Source organism: Streptomyces sp. A 4/2 (assembly GCF_940670765.1).
Taxonomy (GTDB): domain Bacteria; phylum Actinomycetota; class Actinomycetes; order Streptomycetales; family Streptomycetaceae; genus Streptomyces.
In genome coordinates this window covers 1-14,027 of the sequence record NZ_CALNVW010000034.1, presented here as the reverse complement: position 1 = coordinate 14,027, position 14,027 = coordinate 1, and the positions used below count along the sequence as shown (strand labels likewise).

Below are 14,027 nucleotides of genomic sequence, written 5' to 3'. Positions count from 1 at the left end.
CGCCCGGCTGCGTGCTCAGTGCCCCTGTTCATCGCGGCGGCGCTGCCACCGCTCCTCGATACGGGTCATCACCGACCGGTGTTTCCTGGATTGCCGGCCCGCGACCGGGCCTCCGGCCTGTGGTTGTTCACCGGGCTTGGGCGCTTTGCGCCATCCGGTGACCGCAAGCACTGCGCAGCCGAGCATGACGAGGAACCCCACCACGCTGATCCAGATCTGCTGGGCGACCATTCCGGCCATGAGGAGCGCGATACCCACCAGAAAGCCAGCGACCGCCTGATACACCCGACGACGGGTGTACGTACGCAGCCCGCTTCCCTCAAGCGCTGTCGCGAACTTGGGATCTTCGGCGTACAGCGCTCGCTCCATCTGCTCGAGCATGCGCTGCTCGTGCTCCGAGAGCGGCACGGAGTCCTCCTACTCGTCGGTCGCGGGGGGCGACCGTGATGCGGCCTTTCCAGAATAGGCAGGGAATCGCCCCCGTGATACCCGCCCTCTACGCCAATTCACCATCCGGGCCACCACGCAGGCACGGCTGTCGAGGCGTGCATTCCCCGACGGCCGGACCGTCATGCCGGATGGTTACCCCGATCATACGGGGACCAGCCCCCGATCGGGGGGCCTGTGACCCACTCCGTACGCGACTGCGGTGCTGATCAGCCCTGCTTCTCGCCCAGTACGTGCAGCTGGGTGGCGACCGAGTGGAAGGCGGGCTGCTCCGCTGCGGCTGCCTCCAGCTTCAGCAGCGCTTCCAGGGCGCCCGGCTCGGTGTCGACCAGGACACCGGGGACGAGGTCGGCGAAGACCCGGACCCCGTGCACCGCGCCGACCTCCACACCGGCCGCGGCGACCAGCCCGGTGAGCTGCTCGGCGGTGAACCGGCGCGGTACCGGGTCGCCCTCGCCCCAGCGCCCTGCCGGGTCGGTGAGCGCCTGCCGGGCCTCGCTGAAGTGTCCGGCCAGCGCCCTGGCCAGGACGGCCCCGCCGAGCCCGGCGGCGAGCAGGCTGAGCGCACCCGCCGGGCGGAGCGCGTCGACCGCGTTCCTGACGCCCTCGGCCGGGTCCTCCACGTATTCGAGGACGCCGTGGCAGAGCACCGCGTCGTACCCGCCGCGCTCCACCACGTCGAACAGCCCGAGCACGTCTCCCTGCACCCCGCGCACCTGGTCGGCCACTCCGGCCTCCGCCGCCCTGCGCTCAAGTCCGAACAGGGCGTTGGGGCTGGGGTCGACCACGGTGACACGGTGGCCGAGGCGGGCGACGGGCACCGCGAAGTTGCCGGTGCCGCCCCCGGTGTCGAGGACGTCCAGGGTGTCCCGGCCGGTCGCTTCGGCCCTGCGGTCGAGAGCGTCCTTGAGTACGTCCCACACCACGGCGGTACGAAGGGAGGCGCGGGGGCGCAGCTGGTCCGACACGGGGGTTGACTCCTCGGCGCGGTGCCGCCGCGGACGGCGGGCCGTAGACAGCAAAGACTGGCTCCCACCCTATTGCCTTCGAAGCTCCCCCTGGTCACCCCGCGTGCGGGCGCTCCGTCCCGGGATGCGGCAGCACCGGCTGGATGACGAGGAGCCGTTCGACCAGGCGCAGGAACATCGCCGCGTCACGCAACAGGTCGTCGGCGTCGCGGGTGCCCGCGGCGCCCGGTATCCCGGCCTCCGCCCTGGCCCTGCGGGGCGCGCCCGAGGCGAACAGCGCGCTCCACTCGGTCAGCTCGGGGGCGATCTCCGGCAGGATCTCCCAGGCCGTACGGATGCGCTGCCTGCGGCGCGGGGCCGTCTCGGGGCGGGCCCGCGCGGCGAGCACCGCGGCGGCCGTCCGCAGGGCCGCGAGATGGGCGGTGGCATAGCGCTCGTTCGGCGAGGCGAGGGCGGCGGCTTCGTCGAGTCCCGCCCGCGCCTGGGTCAGCAGATCCAGGGCGGCAGGCGGGGCCGTCGTACGGCGCGGGACGGGGTGGATGTCGCCCGCCGGGCCGCTCCACGAAGACGAAGGTGAAGGCGCGGACGCGGACGACGGTGGGGACGGAGGCGAAGGCAGAGACGTGAGGGCGGGGGCAGGGGCAGGGACGGTGACACGGTGCCTGTGCGCTGCTGAGGCGTTCGAGCCGGCCATGACGAACCTCCTGTCGTGTGACGGCGCTGTGGCCGTATGTGCCCACTGTGCAGGTCACCACTGACAATCGGCTCTGACCAGTGTCTTCGCGCCCACCACCGCGCCCGGGGCGGGTGGCTCCCGCGCTCGGCGGACCTGTGAGAATTCGCCCCATGGACACCAGCACCAGACGGCAGGCCACCCGCCGGAAGCTGTACGAGGCAGCTGTCACCCTCATCGCGGAGAAGGGGTTCTCGGCGACGACGGTGGAGGAGATCGCCGAGCGCGCAGGCGTCGCGAAGGGCACGGTCTACTACAACTTCGCGAGCAAGAGCGTCCTCTTCGAGGAGCTGCTGCGGTACGGCGTGGGGCTGCTCACCACGGCCCTGCGGTCGGCGGCCGACGGAACGGCGGAGCGCGGCGGCACCAAGGTGGAGGCGCTGGACGCCATGATCCGGTCCGGTCTGGTCTTCATCGACCGCCATCCGGCCTTCACCCAGCTCTACGTCGCCGAACTGTGGCGTACCAACCGGGCCTGGCAGCCGACCCTGCTCGAACTGCGGCAGGAAGCGGTCGCCGTGGTCGAGACCGTGCTGCGCGAAGCCGTGGAGGACGGTGAGCTGGGCGAGGACATCGACACTCCGCTGACGGCCGCGGCGCTGGTCGGGATGGTGCTGGTGGCCGCGCTGGACTGGCAGTCGTTCCAGCCCGACCGGTCGGTCGACGAGGTCCACGCGGCCCTCTCGCGGTTGCTGCACGGGCGGGTCGGCGGGCGCTGACCCGCCCCTCGGCGCCCGTGCGGAACCAGCGGCGGAACCAGAGGACGGAACCGCAGGACAGGGACCGCAGGTCGGGGGCCGCAGGTCGGGGGCCTCGGGGTTCGGGCCCGGCCGGGACGGCAACGAAAGAGCGCCGTCCCGGCCGGGCCCGAATCCTTCCGAGCCGTACCGGAGCGGCGCTTCTTCGTACTCCCCCGTGGTGCTCCCCCGTACCTTTCCGTACTCGGCAGGGGAGCCGCACCGTTCCGCCGCCCCGTGTCGGCAGTGCCGGCGCCGCGCCCCTTCCGTGTCCCACACTCTGCCGTCCGCGCAGGTGGGAGCCCATCCGCGCAATTACTCATCTCGGCGACTAGGTACAGGTACTCAGACCTGTGGACGCGGGCTCACCCCGGCGCAGTGGCCGTCTAGAGTTCCTGTCATGGCACGGATTGCGGTGATCGGCGCCGGGATGGGCGCCATGGCGGCTGCCGCCCGGCTGGCTGTGGCAGGCCACCGGGTGACGGTGTACGAGCGCTCGTCGACGTACGGCGGGGCGGTACGCCGCTTCGAACGGGACGGATTCGCCTTCGACACCGGGCCCGGACTGCTCCAATTGCCCGCCGTCTACCGCGACTTGTTCGTCAAGACCGGCCGGGAGCCGCTGGAGAAGTGCGTCGAGCTGGTCCAGGTGGATCCGGCGAGCCGCCATCTCTTCGCCGACGGCAGCGACGTCCTGCTGCCGAACGCCTCACGGGCCGGGGTCGTGGCAGCCCTCGATGCGGCGCTGGGCGGCGGTGCGGGCGCCCGCTGGGGTGAGTTCCTGGACCGGGCGCGGGTCACCTGGGACCGGACCAGGCGCCCGCTCCTCGAAGAGCCGCTGCCCGCCGATCCCGCCCCCCTCGGCGACGACCCGTATCCGGCGCTCAGGACCGGTCTGCTGCGGCGCAGCGCGTCCACGCTCGCCGAGGTGGGCAGCAGGGAGCTGCGCGACCCCCGGCTGGCGGCGCTGCTGGGGAGTTACGCGCTGTCGTACGGCTTCGATCCGCTGACGGTGCCCGCCTCGGCGGCCGTACTGCCGTACATGGAGCAGACCTTCGGCAACTGGTACGTGCGCGGCGGGATGCGCGCGCTGGCGGACGCGGTGTACCAGCGGTGCCTGGCCAGGAGGGTCGAGTTCGTCTTCGGCTCCGAGGTGGTGGACGTCACCGAGAAGGACGGCCGGGCCTGCGGTCTCGAACTGGCCGACGGGCAGCGCGTGGTGGCGGACCAGGTGGTGGCGGGTGCCCCGGTGCGGTCGGTCTCCTGGCCGCAGCGGGAGGCGGGCCCGCGTACCGGCCGGGTCGTGGTCTGTCTGGCCCTGCGCGGGGAACGGCCCGCCGACGCCGTGCACCGCACCGTGGTGCACCGGGCGGACGAGGACCTGCCGATGGTGACGGTACTGCGCCCCGGCGACCCCGAACTCGTCCCCGGCGAGGGCCACGAGGCGCTCACCCTGACCGTCACGGTCCCGGTCACGGACGGCGCGGCGGACGAGGTTCCGCCCGGGTTCGCCGACCGGGTGGTGGCCGCGGCCGAGGCCGCGGTGCCCGGACTTCGCGAGCGGGTCCTGTGGCGGGAGGTGCGGACCCCGGCCGACACCCTGCGGGAGACCGGCACGCTCCGGGTACCGGGACCGGCGCTGGCCGGTGCGCACGGGCAGTTGCTGCCCGCGCCCAACCGGTCGCCGCTGTCCGGTCTCAGCTTCGTGGGCGGCTGGTCGCATCCCGGGGGCGGGCTGCCCCACGCCGGGATGTCCGGGGCGCTGGCCGCCGGCCTGATCGTCGAGGGCGAGGGGTTCCGCGGCTCGCAGTGAGCGCCGCGCCGGGCCTTCGGGGAGCCGCCGCGCCCTCCGCCGGCCCCCTCGCCCGATCCGGCTCCCTTGCCCCGTACGGGACTTGACGCGGCGTCAGTACCGGGGCTGCTGCCCGTCGTGGTCGGGGTACCCGTGGTAGCCGTTGTGGTGCGGCTCGTTCGCCGGCTGATCCGGCGCGCCGAAGGGCGGCTCGGTGTCCCGCTGCTGGGGGACCCAGACCCCGCCGGGCGGGGTGTCGTTGGCGTACTGCTCGGCGTACGGATCGGCGTACTGCTGCCGGCCGCCGTAGGAGTTGTCGTACATGGGCTGGCCCGCGCCGATGTACGGGTCCGAGTAGGCGGCGTACTGCTGCTGGTCGGCTCCGTACCCGTACTGCCCGGGGTACTGCTGCCCGTGCTGGTCCGGGCCGGTGGCCTCGCCGCTGCCGTACTGCGCGGCGGCCCCGTACGCGGTGTCGCTGTATATCCCGTACTGCCCGGTGTCGTCCGGCAACGGCTGCGGGGCGTAGACGCCCGCCCCGGTGGACTCCTCGGCCCCGGCGGCCACCGGCTGGTACGCGGCCTGTGCGTAGGCGTTCTCGCTGTAGCCGTACTCGCTGTAGGCGGGCTGTTCCGCCGTGCCGTACGACGACTGCTCGCCCTGCTGGTCCTGGCCGTGCTGCGGGAAGGCGTTCTCGTCCTGCGGGTCGTGCGCGTCCTGGTCGGCCGGGCCGTACTCCAGGTCCGAGACTTCGAGCGTCGGTTCCTTCGTGGCGCCCTCGGCGCTGCCCCGGCGGCGTCGGCTCACCCGGGGAGAGCCTCCTATGGCCCAGCCCGTGGAGAAGCCCTGCCGGAAGGAGAGAGTGACGTACAGCTGGCCGACCGCGAAGGCGATGGCGCCCATCACGATCACCGGCACCGAGTGCAGCAGTACGCCCACGACCACACCGAGGAAGCCGGTGAAGGCGAGCAGGCGCCAGCGCAGTCTCGCCTTGTACTGGAGCAGTACTTCGCCCAGCAGCCACAGCGCGACGAATCCGAACCCGACATAGAGGACCGTCCAGCCCATATACGCCCCCCTCTTACGGCCGCCGCCCTGGGGGTGGAGCGGGTAGGCCGGTCAGGACTGCTTGTGCAGTCCGAGATTCTCGTAGATTTCGAGGGTCGCCGTGGAGTTGTTCAGCGTGATGAAGTGCAGCCCAGGGACATCCTCGGAGAGCAGCCTCGCGCAGAACTCCGTAGCGAACTCGATGCCAATGGAGCGTACAGCGGCTGGATCGTCCTTGACCGCGAGGATGCGTTCTTTCAGGCTCGCGGGGAAGTGCGCGTTGCTGAGCTGGGCGAATCGCTCCAGCTGTCGCACATTGGTGATGGGCATGACTTCCGGGATCACCGGGGTGTCACAGCCCGCGGCGACGATCCGCTCACGCATCCGCAGATAGTCCTCCGGATCGAAGAACATCTGGGTGATCGCGTAGTCGGCGCCGGCCCGGCACTTGTCGGTGAAGTGCCGGATGTCGCTCTCCCAGTTGTCCGAGCGCGGGTGCATCTCGGGGAACGCGGCGACGCCGACACAGAAGTCGCCGGACTCCTTGATCAGCCGCACCAGGTCGGCGGCGTACATGACGCCCTCCGGGTGCTTGACCCACTCCCCCATGGGGTCGCCGGGCGGGTCGCCGCGGACCGCGAGGATATTCCGGATCCCGGCGTCCGCGTACTGGCCGATGATGTTCCGCAGCTGGGCGACCGAGTGGTCGACGGCGGTCAGATGCGCGACCGGGGTGAGCGTGGTGTTCGAGGTGATCTGCTCGGTGGCCCTGACCGTCCCGGCCCGCGACGAGCCGCCCGCGCCGTACGTCACGGAGACGAAGCTGGGGGCCACCGCCTCGACCCGGCGCAGCGCGTTCCACAGGTTCCGCTCGCCCTTCTCGGTCTTGGGCGCCCAGAACTCGAAGGAGTACAGCGTCCGGCCGGTCGCGAGCAGGTCACGCACCGTCAGCGCATGGTCGGTTCTGGTGGAGGAAGTGCCAAGGGCCATACGGGCAGATTAGTCAGGGCTTGCCACTCACCCAACCGCGCCTGGGCTTTATGACCGGATTTGCCTGGTACTTGTCCACCCTTCGGACACACCGGCCGGATTCAGCGGGTGCGGGCGGTGACCCTCTTGGCGAGATCGGCGGCGGCGCTCGCGGGATCGTCCGCCTCGGTGATCGCCCTGACGACCACGATCCTGCGGGCGCCCGCGTCCAGCACCTCGTCCAGGTTGCCCGCGTCGATCCCGCCGATCGCGAACCAGGGCCGCGCGGTGGCGAGCCCGGCCGCGTACCGCACCAGGCCGAGGCCCGGGGCGTACCGGCCCGGCTTGGTCGGGGTGGGCCAGCAGGGGCCGGTACAGAAATAGTCGACGCCCGCCTCGACGGCCGCCGCGTCCACCTCGGACTCGGCGTGCGTCGAGCGGCCGATGAGCACGTCGGGGCCGAGCAGCGCGCGGGCCGCGGGGACCGGCAGGTCGCCCTGGCCCAGGTGCAGCACGTCGGAGGCGATGGCGTGCGCCACGTCCGCCCGGTCGTTCACCGCGAGCAGCTTCCCGTGCCTTCGGCAGGCATCGGCGAAGACCTGGAGGTGGTCGAGTTCCTCGGCTGCCTCCATGCCCTTGTCGCGCAGCTGGACGATGTCCACGCCGTTGGCCAGGACGGCATCGAGGAATTCGGGGAGATCGCCCTGCCGCTTGCGCGCGTCCGTACACAGGTAGAGCCGGGCGGCGGACAGCGCTGCGGGTGCCGTGGACATGGGTCGTTCCCCCCAAGGGACAGTGCAGTACGGACAATGCGGTGTACGGACCGGGGCGGGCCCGGTCCGTACACCGCGAAGGTGTTCACACTCCGGTCAGAGGGCGAGCGCCTGGGCCCGGCGCTTCACCTCCGTCCCGCGATTCTCGCTCAGCGCCTGCGCGGGCGTGCCCGGCAGGGTCTCGTCGGGAGTGAAGAGCCACTCCAGCATCTCCTGGTCACTGAAGCCGTCGTCCCGCAGGAGCGTCAGGGTCCCGGCCAGCCCCTTGACCACCTTGCTGCCGTCGATGAAAGCGGCGGGCACCTGAAGGGCCCGGTTCTCACCACGGCGCACGGCGATCAGCGTGCCGTCCCTGACGAGCTGGCGCACCCGCGTCACCTCGACGTCGAACATCTCGGCGATGTCGGGAAGATGCAGCCAGGCGGGGACGAGAGCATCGGTTGTTGCGTCAATCTCGGTCACGGGACAAGCCTGCCATCCCGCACCGACACTCGGCACCCGGAGTCGCCTCGCGGCGTCAGCCCTTCAGAGCCTCGCGGACCACGTCGGAGACGCGGCAGTGGGACTGCCGGTCGGACGTGACCCAGCCGTGTGCGGTCTTCAGCGAGTGCGAGTAGCAGGCACCGGTGTCCGTGGTGCCCCGGTACACCTCGCTCGACGCGCCGTCCGCGCTCTGGACCACGCCGTCCGTACGGACGAGGCTGCCGGTCGAGTCCACCGTGTCGTCGGTGACCGCGTCGGTGTGCCAGTTGCGCGCCGAACCGGTCCGGGATGTGTCGATGACCACACGACGCTGGGTGACGTCGGCCTTCATCTCGTAGTTGTTGTAGTCGCCGTAGAGCGGGATGTCCATGTCCACGTCGATGGGGTACGACCAGGCGTGTCGCTGCGCTTCGCGGTGGCCGCGGAGCGCGGTCGTCACCGTGGTCGCGCCGTGGTCGCGCTGGTGCATCACCTGGTGGCTGCCCGTGGGCGAGACCGCGTCCGTGTTGGTGTACGCGGAGTTCTGCTCGACGGTCGTGGTGACCCGGCCGCGCGAGGTGTCGACGTAGCCGGAGATCTTCCAGTCACGCCGGGCCGACACCGAGACGTCGGTGGAGCCGTCCGCCCTGGGGGTCTGCTCGGTCTTCACCTTCGGCGTCAGCGAGAGCGTGTCGGTGGTGACCCGGCCGCTCGTGCGGGACGCGTGCGCGTCCGTGTCGAGGAAGAGCGTGCCGTCGACGGTCCAGCCGTCGGCCGCGCCGTACGGGGTGATGGTGACGGTGTGCGCCTTGCCGTCGGCCAGTTCACCCGCGAAGGGCGTCAGGTCGATGTCGTACGCCTCGGTCTTGAACTGGTCGATCGCCGGGATCGGGCGCCACAGGGTGGGCACGATGCCGCCGGAGTAGACGACGGGGTACGGCTGGGCGAGGCCCGCCGGACGGCCGTCCACGGAGACCTGCACCTCACGGTAGGGGCCGCCGCCGCAGAGGTAGTCCGGAGCCGTGGCCGCGAGGTCGTCGGGGACCGCGTCGAACCACTGCTCGTCGCAGCCGCCGCCGCGCGCGTACACCTCGAGGCGCGCCGCCGTCAGGTTGCGCGGGAAGGTGACCTGCTTGCTCGCGGAGCCGCCCTTGGCGACGTCCACCCAAGGAGTGGCGGTGGAACCGGTGTTACCGAGCGGCACGACCCGGTCGGCCGTGGTGGCGGCCGGGTGGCGCTTGTCGGCCTGGTAGTACGTGACCGTCAGCTTGATCTTGTAGACACCGGTGTACGTGTCGTTGACAACGTTGCCCAGCTCCATCTGGAGCTTCTGCGGGTCCTTCAGCAGCGGCGCGAAGTCGGTGATGTCCTTGGCGACGTGCCAGCTGATGCCGTCGTCGTCGGGCTCCGGCGTGCTGGTGCGGAAGACCTCGGCGCCACCGACGAAGACCGCGGCGAGGCGGTCGTACTGACGGCCCTTGACGCTGCCCGACCAGTCGAGGACGACCTTGTTCCAGGGGCCCTTGCACGCGGCGGGAGGCGCCAGCGTGGTGGCGAACGGCGGCTGGCCGAGGGTGTACCCGAAGTCGTGGTCCACCGTCACCGAGCAGTGCTTGGTGTCGGGGCGGGAGACCGGCGGCAGCGCGTCGACCGGGTCCTGGTAGTCGACGGCCGGGTTGGAGCCGGGCCGGGGAGCGCTGCCCGCGTAGGCGGGAGCGGCCAGCACGCCGCCGACGAGGGCGACGGCGGCGGTGGCTGTGGAGATGCCACGCAGTGCGCGGATCCATCTGTGCCGAGACAATGTGCATCCTTCGGAAGCAAAGTTCAGAACATGAACAGGTAATGACGAGTGCACATTGCATCGATCTTGGAATACGGACAAGAGGCTGTCCGCATTCCGGACACCGCGCTCCGCGGACCGGTGCGACTTGCGGGGCGTCAGGAGGACGGCAGCACGGCGGACTTGAGCGCCACGGCCGGATCGGCGACCCGCGCCGGATCGAGCGGCACTCCCGACTCGATCAGCTTCCGGCCCTGCGCGAGGTCCCGGGGCCTGCCGACGGCGAGCACCGCGACCAGCCGGCCCGCCCGCAGCCAGCACACCGACCAGGCGGGACCCGCGGGAGGCGCCCCCTCCGGGCCGTGCGCCGGGTCCGGGACGGGATCGCCGCGCCGGACCATCGTGTCGGCGGACGCGTGGTGGCCCGCGTACTGGACGAAGCGGCCGAACTGCTCGGACCAGAAGTACGGCACCGGGTCGTAGCTCTGCGGCGTCTCGCCGATCACGTCCGCCGCGACCGTACGCGGCCCCTGCAGGGCGTTGTCCCAGTGGTGGACGAGCAGCCGTTCGTCGAAGCGGCGGGAGGGGAACGAGGCGCAGTCGCCGACCGCGTACACGTCGGGGAGCGAGGTGCGCAGCCGGTCGTCGGCGGTGACCGAGCCGTCGGCGCCCAGTTCGATGCCGGACCCGGCCAGCCAGCCGGTCGCGGGCCGGGCCCCGATCCCGACGAGCACGGCCCCGGCCGACAGCCTGCGCCCGTCCGCGAGGACGACGGCGCCCGGCTCGACGCGCGCCACCCGCGCTCCCGTGACGAGTTCCGCCCCGCTGTCCGCGTACCAGTCGGCCATCGGCGCGGCGACCTCGGCGGGCAGCACCCCGGCCAGCGGCCGGTCGGCCGCTTCGACGACGGTCACCGCGCACCCCGCCTCCCGCGCGGCCGTCGCGAACTCCGCCCCGATCCAGCCCGCCCCGACCACCACCACGTCGCTCCGGTCGGCGAGAACCGTCCGCAGCCCCTCGGCGTCATCGAGCGTGCGCAGCAGATGTACGCCGGGGACGCCCTCGCTGCCGGGCAGCGCGACCGGGTGGGCGCCGGTGGCGACGACGAGCGAGTCGTACGGAACGGGGCCCCGCGACGTGTCCAGCTCGCGGTCCCCCGGGCGCACCCCGAACACCTCGCAGCCCAGCAGCAGTTCGACCCCCAGCGCCCCGAAGTCGATGTCGAAGGCGGATCCCTCGGCCTTGCCGAGCAGCACCGCCTTGGACAGCGGCGGCCTGTCGTACGGCTGGTGCGGCTCCTCGCCGATCAGCGTGACGGTACCGGTGAAGCCCTGGTCCCGCAGTGCGACCGCGGTCTGCACTCCGGCCATGCCCGCGCCGACGATGACGACTCTCTGCTGCTCGCTCATCCGACCACCTTAATTAGCTGACGATCCGTCAGGAAGGGAGTTGTTCGACCACGCTCGTCCCGCTGCCCTCCCGGGACTCCCATTCCCAGGTCTCGTCGAGCCTGATCCGCCCGTCGGTAAGTCCGGTCACGAGGGACACGCAGTGTCCGGACGCCGTGCCGCCGTCGCGCTTCAACTGGACGTACCGGAAGTCCAGTCGGTCGCCCTCGCGGGTGCCGACGAGACGGCCGTGGACGATGTCGCCGCCCTCGTACTCGGCCCAGATGCGGCCCGCTTGTTCGTGGTAGGTGAACCGGGTCTCCGTCCCGACCTGGCCGGGCGCCTGATCGGTCACCGGCGAGAGAACAAGACCTTCCAGCGACCGTGCCACAGCCGGTGCTCCCTTACAGCGAGTAGAACGCGGGGTTAGGCTTGCCAAGCTAAACCACTCGCGGGAGCCCGGACGTACCGGGCTGAGAGGGAGGCTGGACGGCCTCCGACCGTACGAACCTGATCCGGGTCATGCCGGCGAAGGGAGGGGCTGGACGCCTATGCACGCGCACACATCCTCGGACGTACTGGTCGTCGGGGGCGGGATCATCGGACTTGTCACCGCCTGGCGGTCCGCACAGCGCGGACTGCGTACCGCGGTCGCCGATCCGGAACCGGGCGGCGGAGCGGCGCAGGTGGCCGCGGGCATGCTGGCCGCCGTCACCGAACTGCACCACGGCGAGCAGCTCCTGCTCGGCCTCAACCTGGAGTCGGCCCGCCGCTATCCGGCATTCGCCGCCGAGCTGACGGAGGCCTCCGGCCAGGACATCGGCTACCGCGCCTGCGGCACGCTCGCCGTCGCGCTCGATGCCGACGACCGCGCACAACTGCGGGACCTGCACGCGCTCCAGCTCCGTTCGGGGCTGGACTCCGCCTGGCTCACCGGACGCGAATGCCGGCGCCTGGAGCCGATGCTCGCGCCGGGCGTACGCGGCGGGCTCCGGGTGGACGGCGACCACCAGGTCGACCCGCGGCGGCTGGCGAAGGCCCTGGTCACCGCGTGCGAGCGGGCCGGAGTCGTCTTCCACCGGGGCTGGGCGGAACGCCTGACGGTGCTGCGCGACCGGGCCACCGGCGCCGTTCTGGCCGACGGCACCGCGCTCACCGCCGGCCAGGTGGTACTGGCGGCCGGCAGCCTCAGCGGCCGGCTCGCCGGGGTGCCCGCGGAAGTCCTGCCACCGGTACGCCCGGTCAAGGGGCAGGTCCTGCGGCTGACGGTGCCGCCCGGGTACGCCCCGTTCCTCAGCCGGACGGTCCGCGCGGTGGTCCGGGGCAGCCACCTCTATCTCGTACCGCGGGAGAACGGCGAGCTCGTCATCGGCGCGACCAGCGAGGAGCTGGGCTGGGACACCACGGTCACCGCGGGCGGGGTGTACGAACTGCTGCGGGACGCCCATGAGCTGGTGCCCGGTGTCACCGAACTGCGGTTCACGGAGACCTGCGCCGGGCTGCGTCCGACCTCCCCCGACAACGCGCCGCTGCTCGGCCCCACCGCGCTGCCCGGACTCCATCTGGCCACCGGCCACTTCCGCAACGGCGTCCTGCTCACCCCCGTCACCGGCGACGCGATGGCGGACCTGCTGGCCGACGGGGCGCTGCCGCCCGAGGCCCGCCCCTTCACCCCCCGGCGCTTCCCGCCCGTGCGACATCCGCCCGTACGACAGGAGCAGTCCGCATGAACGTGTCCGTCAACGGCGCGGTACGGCCGGTCGCGCCCGGCACCACCCTCGACCTGCTGGTGGCCGGCCTGACCGGCGCGCCGTCGGGTGTGGCGGCTGCGGTCAACGAGACGGTCGTACCGCGCGGCCAGTGGCCTGACACCACGCTCGGCGACGGCGACCGCGTCGAAATCCTCACAGCAGTCCAAGGAGGCTGAACCGGACATGGCAGATGATCCCCTCACCCTCGCGGACGCCGTCCTCTCGTCCCGGCTGATCATGGGGACCGGCGGCGCCCCCAGCCTCGACGTGCTGGAGCGGTCCCTGATCGCGTCCGGCACCGAACTCACCACGGTCGCGATGCGCCGCCTCGATCCGACGGTCCAGGGCTCGGTGCTCTCCGTACTCGACCGGCTCTCCATCCGGGTCCTGCCGAACACGGCGGGCTGCTTCACGGCGGGCGAGGCGGTCCTGACCGCGCGCCTGGCCCGCGAGGCGCTCGGCACCGACTGGATCAAGCTGGAGGTCGTCGCGGACGAACGCACCCTGCTGCCCGACCCGGTCGAGCTGCTCGACGCGGCGGAGACGCTGGTGGACGACGGCTTCACCGTGCTCCCGTACACGAACGACGACCCGGTCCTCGCCCGCAGGCTGGAGGACGCGGGCTGCGCGGCCGTCATGCCGCTGGGCTCGCCCATCGGCTCCGGCCTCGGGATCCGCAACCCGCACAACTTCCAGCTGATCGTGGAGCAGGCGGGCGTGCCGGTGATCCTCGACGCGGGGGCGGGCACCGCGTCGGACGTGACGCTGGCGATGGAGCTGGGGTGTGCGGCGGTGATGCTGGCGTCGGCGGTGACGCGGGCGCAGGAGCCGGAGCTGATGGCGTCGGCGATGCGGCGGGGGGTGGAGGCGGGGCGGCTGGCGTACCGGGCGGGGCGGATTCCCCGGCGGCACTTCGCGCGGGCGTCGTCGCCGGTGGACGGGCGGGCGGAGCTGGATCCGGAGCGGCCCGCGTTCTGAGGTGGGCGGGAAGGGGCGGGGTCGCTGCGCGGGGCGGGGGCCGCTGCGCGGGGCTCGTTCCCCTCCCCGCCCCTTCCCGTAACCGGGGGCCTCGCCCCCGGGGCCCCCTTTGTCCTCAATCGCCGGACGGGCTGGAAGGCAAGACAGCCGCACGGGCAGGCGGGCGGGCAGGGCGGACGGGCAGGGCAGGCGGGCGGGCGGG

15 protein-coding genes and 1 riboswitch are annotated in these 14,027 nt (G+C 72.2%); of the genes, 5 read left to right on the top strand and 10 right to left on the bottom strand.

The window, feature by feature from the left end; genetic code table 11:
- Positions 1 to 15 precede the first annotated feature (15 nt).
- The 3 genes from NBY69_RS24790 to NBY69_RS24780 all read right to left on the bottom strand — a co-directional run bounded on the left by NBY69_RS24790 (position 16) and on the right by NBY69_RS24780 (position 2,109).
- On the bottom strand, positions 16 to 408 hold the full coding sequence (locus NBY69_RS24790; protein ID WP_250303692.1) for a DUF3040 domain-containing protein: 393 nt from the start codon (positions 406 to 408) through the stop codon (positions 16 to 18).
- A gap of 248 nt (positions 409 to 656) precedes the next feature.
- A complete protein-coding gene (locus NBY69_RS24785) occupies positions 657 to 1,415 on the bottom strand; it encodes a methyltransferase (protein WP_250303691.1) in 759 nt (252 codons plus the stop codon).
- Between the two features lie 94 nt (positions 1,416 to 1,509).
- Positions 1,510 to 2,109, bottom strand: coding sequence for an SAV_6107 family HEPN domain-containing protein (locus tag NBY69_RS24780; protein WP_250303690.1), 600 nt, complete (start codon positions 2,107 to 2,109; stop codon positions 1,510 to 1,512).
- A gap of 152 nt (positions 2,110 to 2,261) precedes the next feature.
- On the opposite strand from NBY69_RS24780, the gene NBY69_RS24775 reads away from it, so the two are divergent.
- On the top strand, positions 2,262 to 2,867 hold the full coding sequence (locus tag NBY69_RS24775; RefSeq protein ID WP_250303689.1) for a TetR/AcrR family transcriptional regulator: 606 nt from the start codon (positions 2,262 to 2,264) through the stop codon (positions 2,865 to 2,867).
- A gap of 418 nt (positions 2,868 to 3,285) precedes the next feature.
- Positions 3,286 to 4,698, top strand: a complete 1,413-nt coding sequence (locus tag NBY69_RS24770) for an NAD(P)/FAD-dependent oxidoreductase (protein ID WP_250303688.1) — start codon at positions 3,286 to 3,288, stop codon at positions 4,696 to 4,698.
- Between the two features lie 93 nt (positions 4,699 to 4,791).
- On the opposite strand, the gene NBY69_RS24765 is transcribed toward NBY69_RS24770, so the two are convergent.
- The 7 genes from NBY69_RS24765 to NBY69_RS24735 form a co-directional block, all read right to left on the bottom strand.
- Positions 4,792 to 5,745, bottom strand: a complete 954-nt coding sequence (locus tag NBY69_RS24765; RefSeq protein WP_250303687.1) for a hypothetical protein — start codon at positions 5,743 to 5,745, stop codon at positions 4,792 to 4,794.
- Between the two features lie 51 nt (positions 5,746 to 5,796).
- The gene (gene metF, locus NBY69_RS24760; protein ID WP_250303686.1) at positions 5,797 to 6,714 is read right to left on the bottom strand and encodes a methylenetetrahydrofolate reductase [NAD(P)H]; all 918 of its coding nucleotides are present in this window, start codon (positions 6,712 to 6,714) and stop codon (positions 5,797 to 5,799) included.
- Positions 6,715 to 6,815: 101 nt separating this feature from the next.
- Complete coding sequence (gene thiE / locus NBY69_RS24755; RefSeq protein ID WP_250303685.1) at positions 6,816 to 7,466, bottom strand: thiamine phosphate synthase; 651 nt, start codon at positions 7,464 to 7,466, stop codon at positions 6,816 to 6,818.
- Between the two features lie 96 nt (positions 7,467 to 7,562).
- A complete protein-coding gene (locus tag NBY69_RS24750) occupies positions 7,563 to 7,928 on the bottom strand; it encodes an Rv2175c family DNA-binding protein (protein WP_250303684.1) in 366 nt (121 codons plus the stop codon).
- Between the two features lie 55 nt (positions 7,929 to 7,983).
- Positions 7,984 to 9,729: a peptide-N4-asparagine amidase gene (locus tag NBY69_RS24745; RefSeq protein WP_250303683.1), complete on the bottom strand. Its 1,746-nt coding sequence runs from the start codon at positions 9,727 to 9,729 to the stop codon at positions 7,984 to 7,986.
- 137 nt (positions 9,730 to 9,866) lie between these two features.
- Positions 9,867 to 11,117, bottom strand: coding sequence for an NAD(P)/FAD-dependent oxidoreductase (locus NBY69_RS24740; RefSeq protein ID WP_250303682.1), 1,251 nt, complete (start codon positions 11,115 to 11,117; stop codon positions 9,867 to 9,869).
- Between the two features lie 28 nt (positions 11,118 to 11,145).
- Positions 11,146 to 11,487, bottom strand: a complete 342-nt coding sequence (locus NBY69_RS24735; RefSeq protein WP_250303681.1) for a hypothetical protein — start codon at positions 11,485 to 11,487, stop codon at positions 11,146 to 11,148.
- 50 nt (positions 11,488 to 11,537) lie between these two features.
- Positions 11,538 to 11,650: riboswitch (TPP riboswitch) on the top strand.
- Here NBY69_RS24735 and thiO point away from each other — a divergent pair.
- From thiO to NBY69_RS24720, 3 genes are all read left to right on the top strand, one after another.
- Positions 11,648 to 12,826, top strand: coding sequence for a glycine oxidase ThiO (thiO, locus tag NBY69_RS24730; RefSeq protein ID WP_250303680.1), 1,179 nt, complete (start codon positions 11,648 to 11,650; stop codon positions 12,824 to 12,826). It overlaps the preceding riboswitch by 3 nt.
- Positions 12,823 to 13,023: a sulfur carrier protein ThiS gene (thiS, locus tag NBY69_RS24725; RefSeq protein ID WP_250303679.1), complete on the top strand. Its 201-nt coding sequence runs from the start codon at positions 12,823 to 12,825 to the stop codon at positions 13,021 to 13,023. Before thiO ends, thiS begins: the two co-directional genes overlap by 4 nt.
- A 7-nt stretch (positions 13,024 to 13,030) precedes the next feature.
- Positions 13,031 to 13,825 carry a thiazole synthase gene (locus tag NBY69_RS24720; RefSeq protein WP_250303678.1) on the top strand — a complete coding sequence of 265 codons (795 nt, stop codon included), beginning with the start codon at positions 13,031 to 13,033 and terminating at the stop codon, positions 13,823 to 13,825.
- Positions 13,826 to 14,027: the final 202 nt, after the last annotated feature.

Excerpts from the sequence above, each read along its gene's own strand:
- NBY69_RS24780 (WP_250303690.1), bottom strand. The coding sequence starts at position 2,109 with ATGGCCGGCTCGAACGCCTCAGCAGCGCACAGGCACCGTGTCACCGTC.
- NBY69_RS24775 (WP_250303689.1), top strand. The coding sequence starts at position 2,262 with ATGGACACCAGCACCAGACGGCAGGCCACCCGCCGGAAGCTGTACGAG.
- NBY69_RS24770 (WP_250303688.1), top strand. The coding sequence starts at position 3,286 with ATGGCACGGATTGCGGTGATCGGCGCCGGGATGGGCGCCATGGCGGCT.
- NBY69_RS24765 (WP_250303687.1), bottom strand. The coding sequence starts at position 5,745 with ATGGGCTGGACGGTCCTCTATGTCGGGTTCGGATTCGTCGCGCTGTGG.
- metF (WP_250303686.1), bottom strand. The coding sequence starts at position 6,714 with ATGGCCCTTGGCACTTCCTCCACCAGAACCGACCATGCGCTGACGGTG.
- thiE (WP_250303685.1), bottom strand. The coding sequence starts at position 7,466 with ATGTCCACGGCACCCGCAGCGCTGTCCGCCGCCCGGCTCTACCTGTGT.
- NBY69_RS24740 (WP_250303682.1), bottom strand. The coding sequence starts at position 11,117 with ATGAGCGAGCAGCAGAGAGTCGTCATCGTCGGCGCGGGCATGGCCGGA.
- thiO (WP_250303680.1), top strand. The coding sequence starts at position 11,648 with ATGCACGCGCACACATCCTCGGACGTACTGGTCGTCGGGGGCGGGATC.
- thiS (WP_250303679.1), top strand. The coding sequence starts at position 12,823 with ATGAACGTGTCCGTCAACGGCGCGGTACGGCCGGTCGCGCCCGGCACC.
- NBY69_RS24720 (WP_250303678.1), top strand. The coding sequence starts at position 13,031 with ATGGCAGATGATCCCCTCACCCTCGCGGACGCCGTCCTCTCGTCCCGG.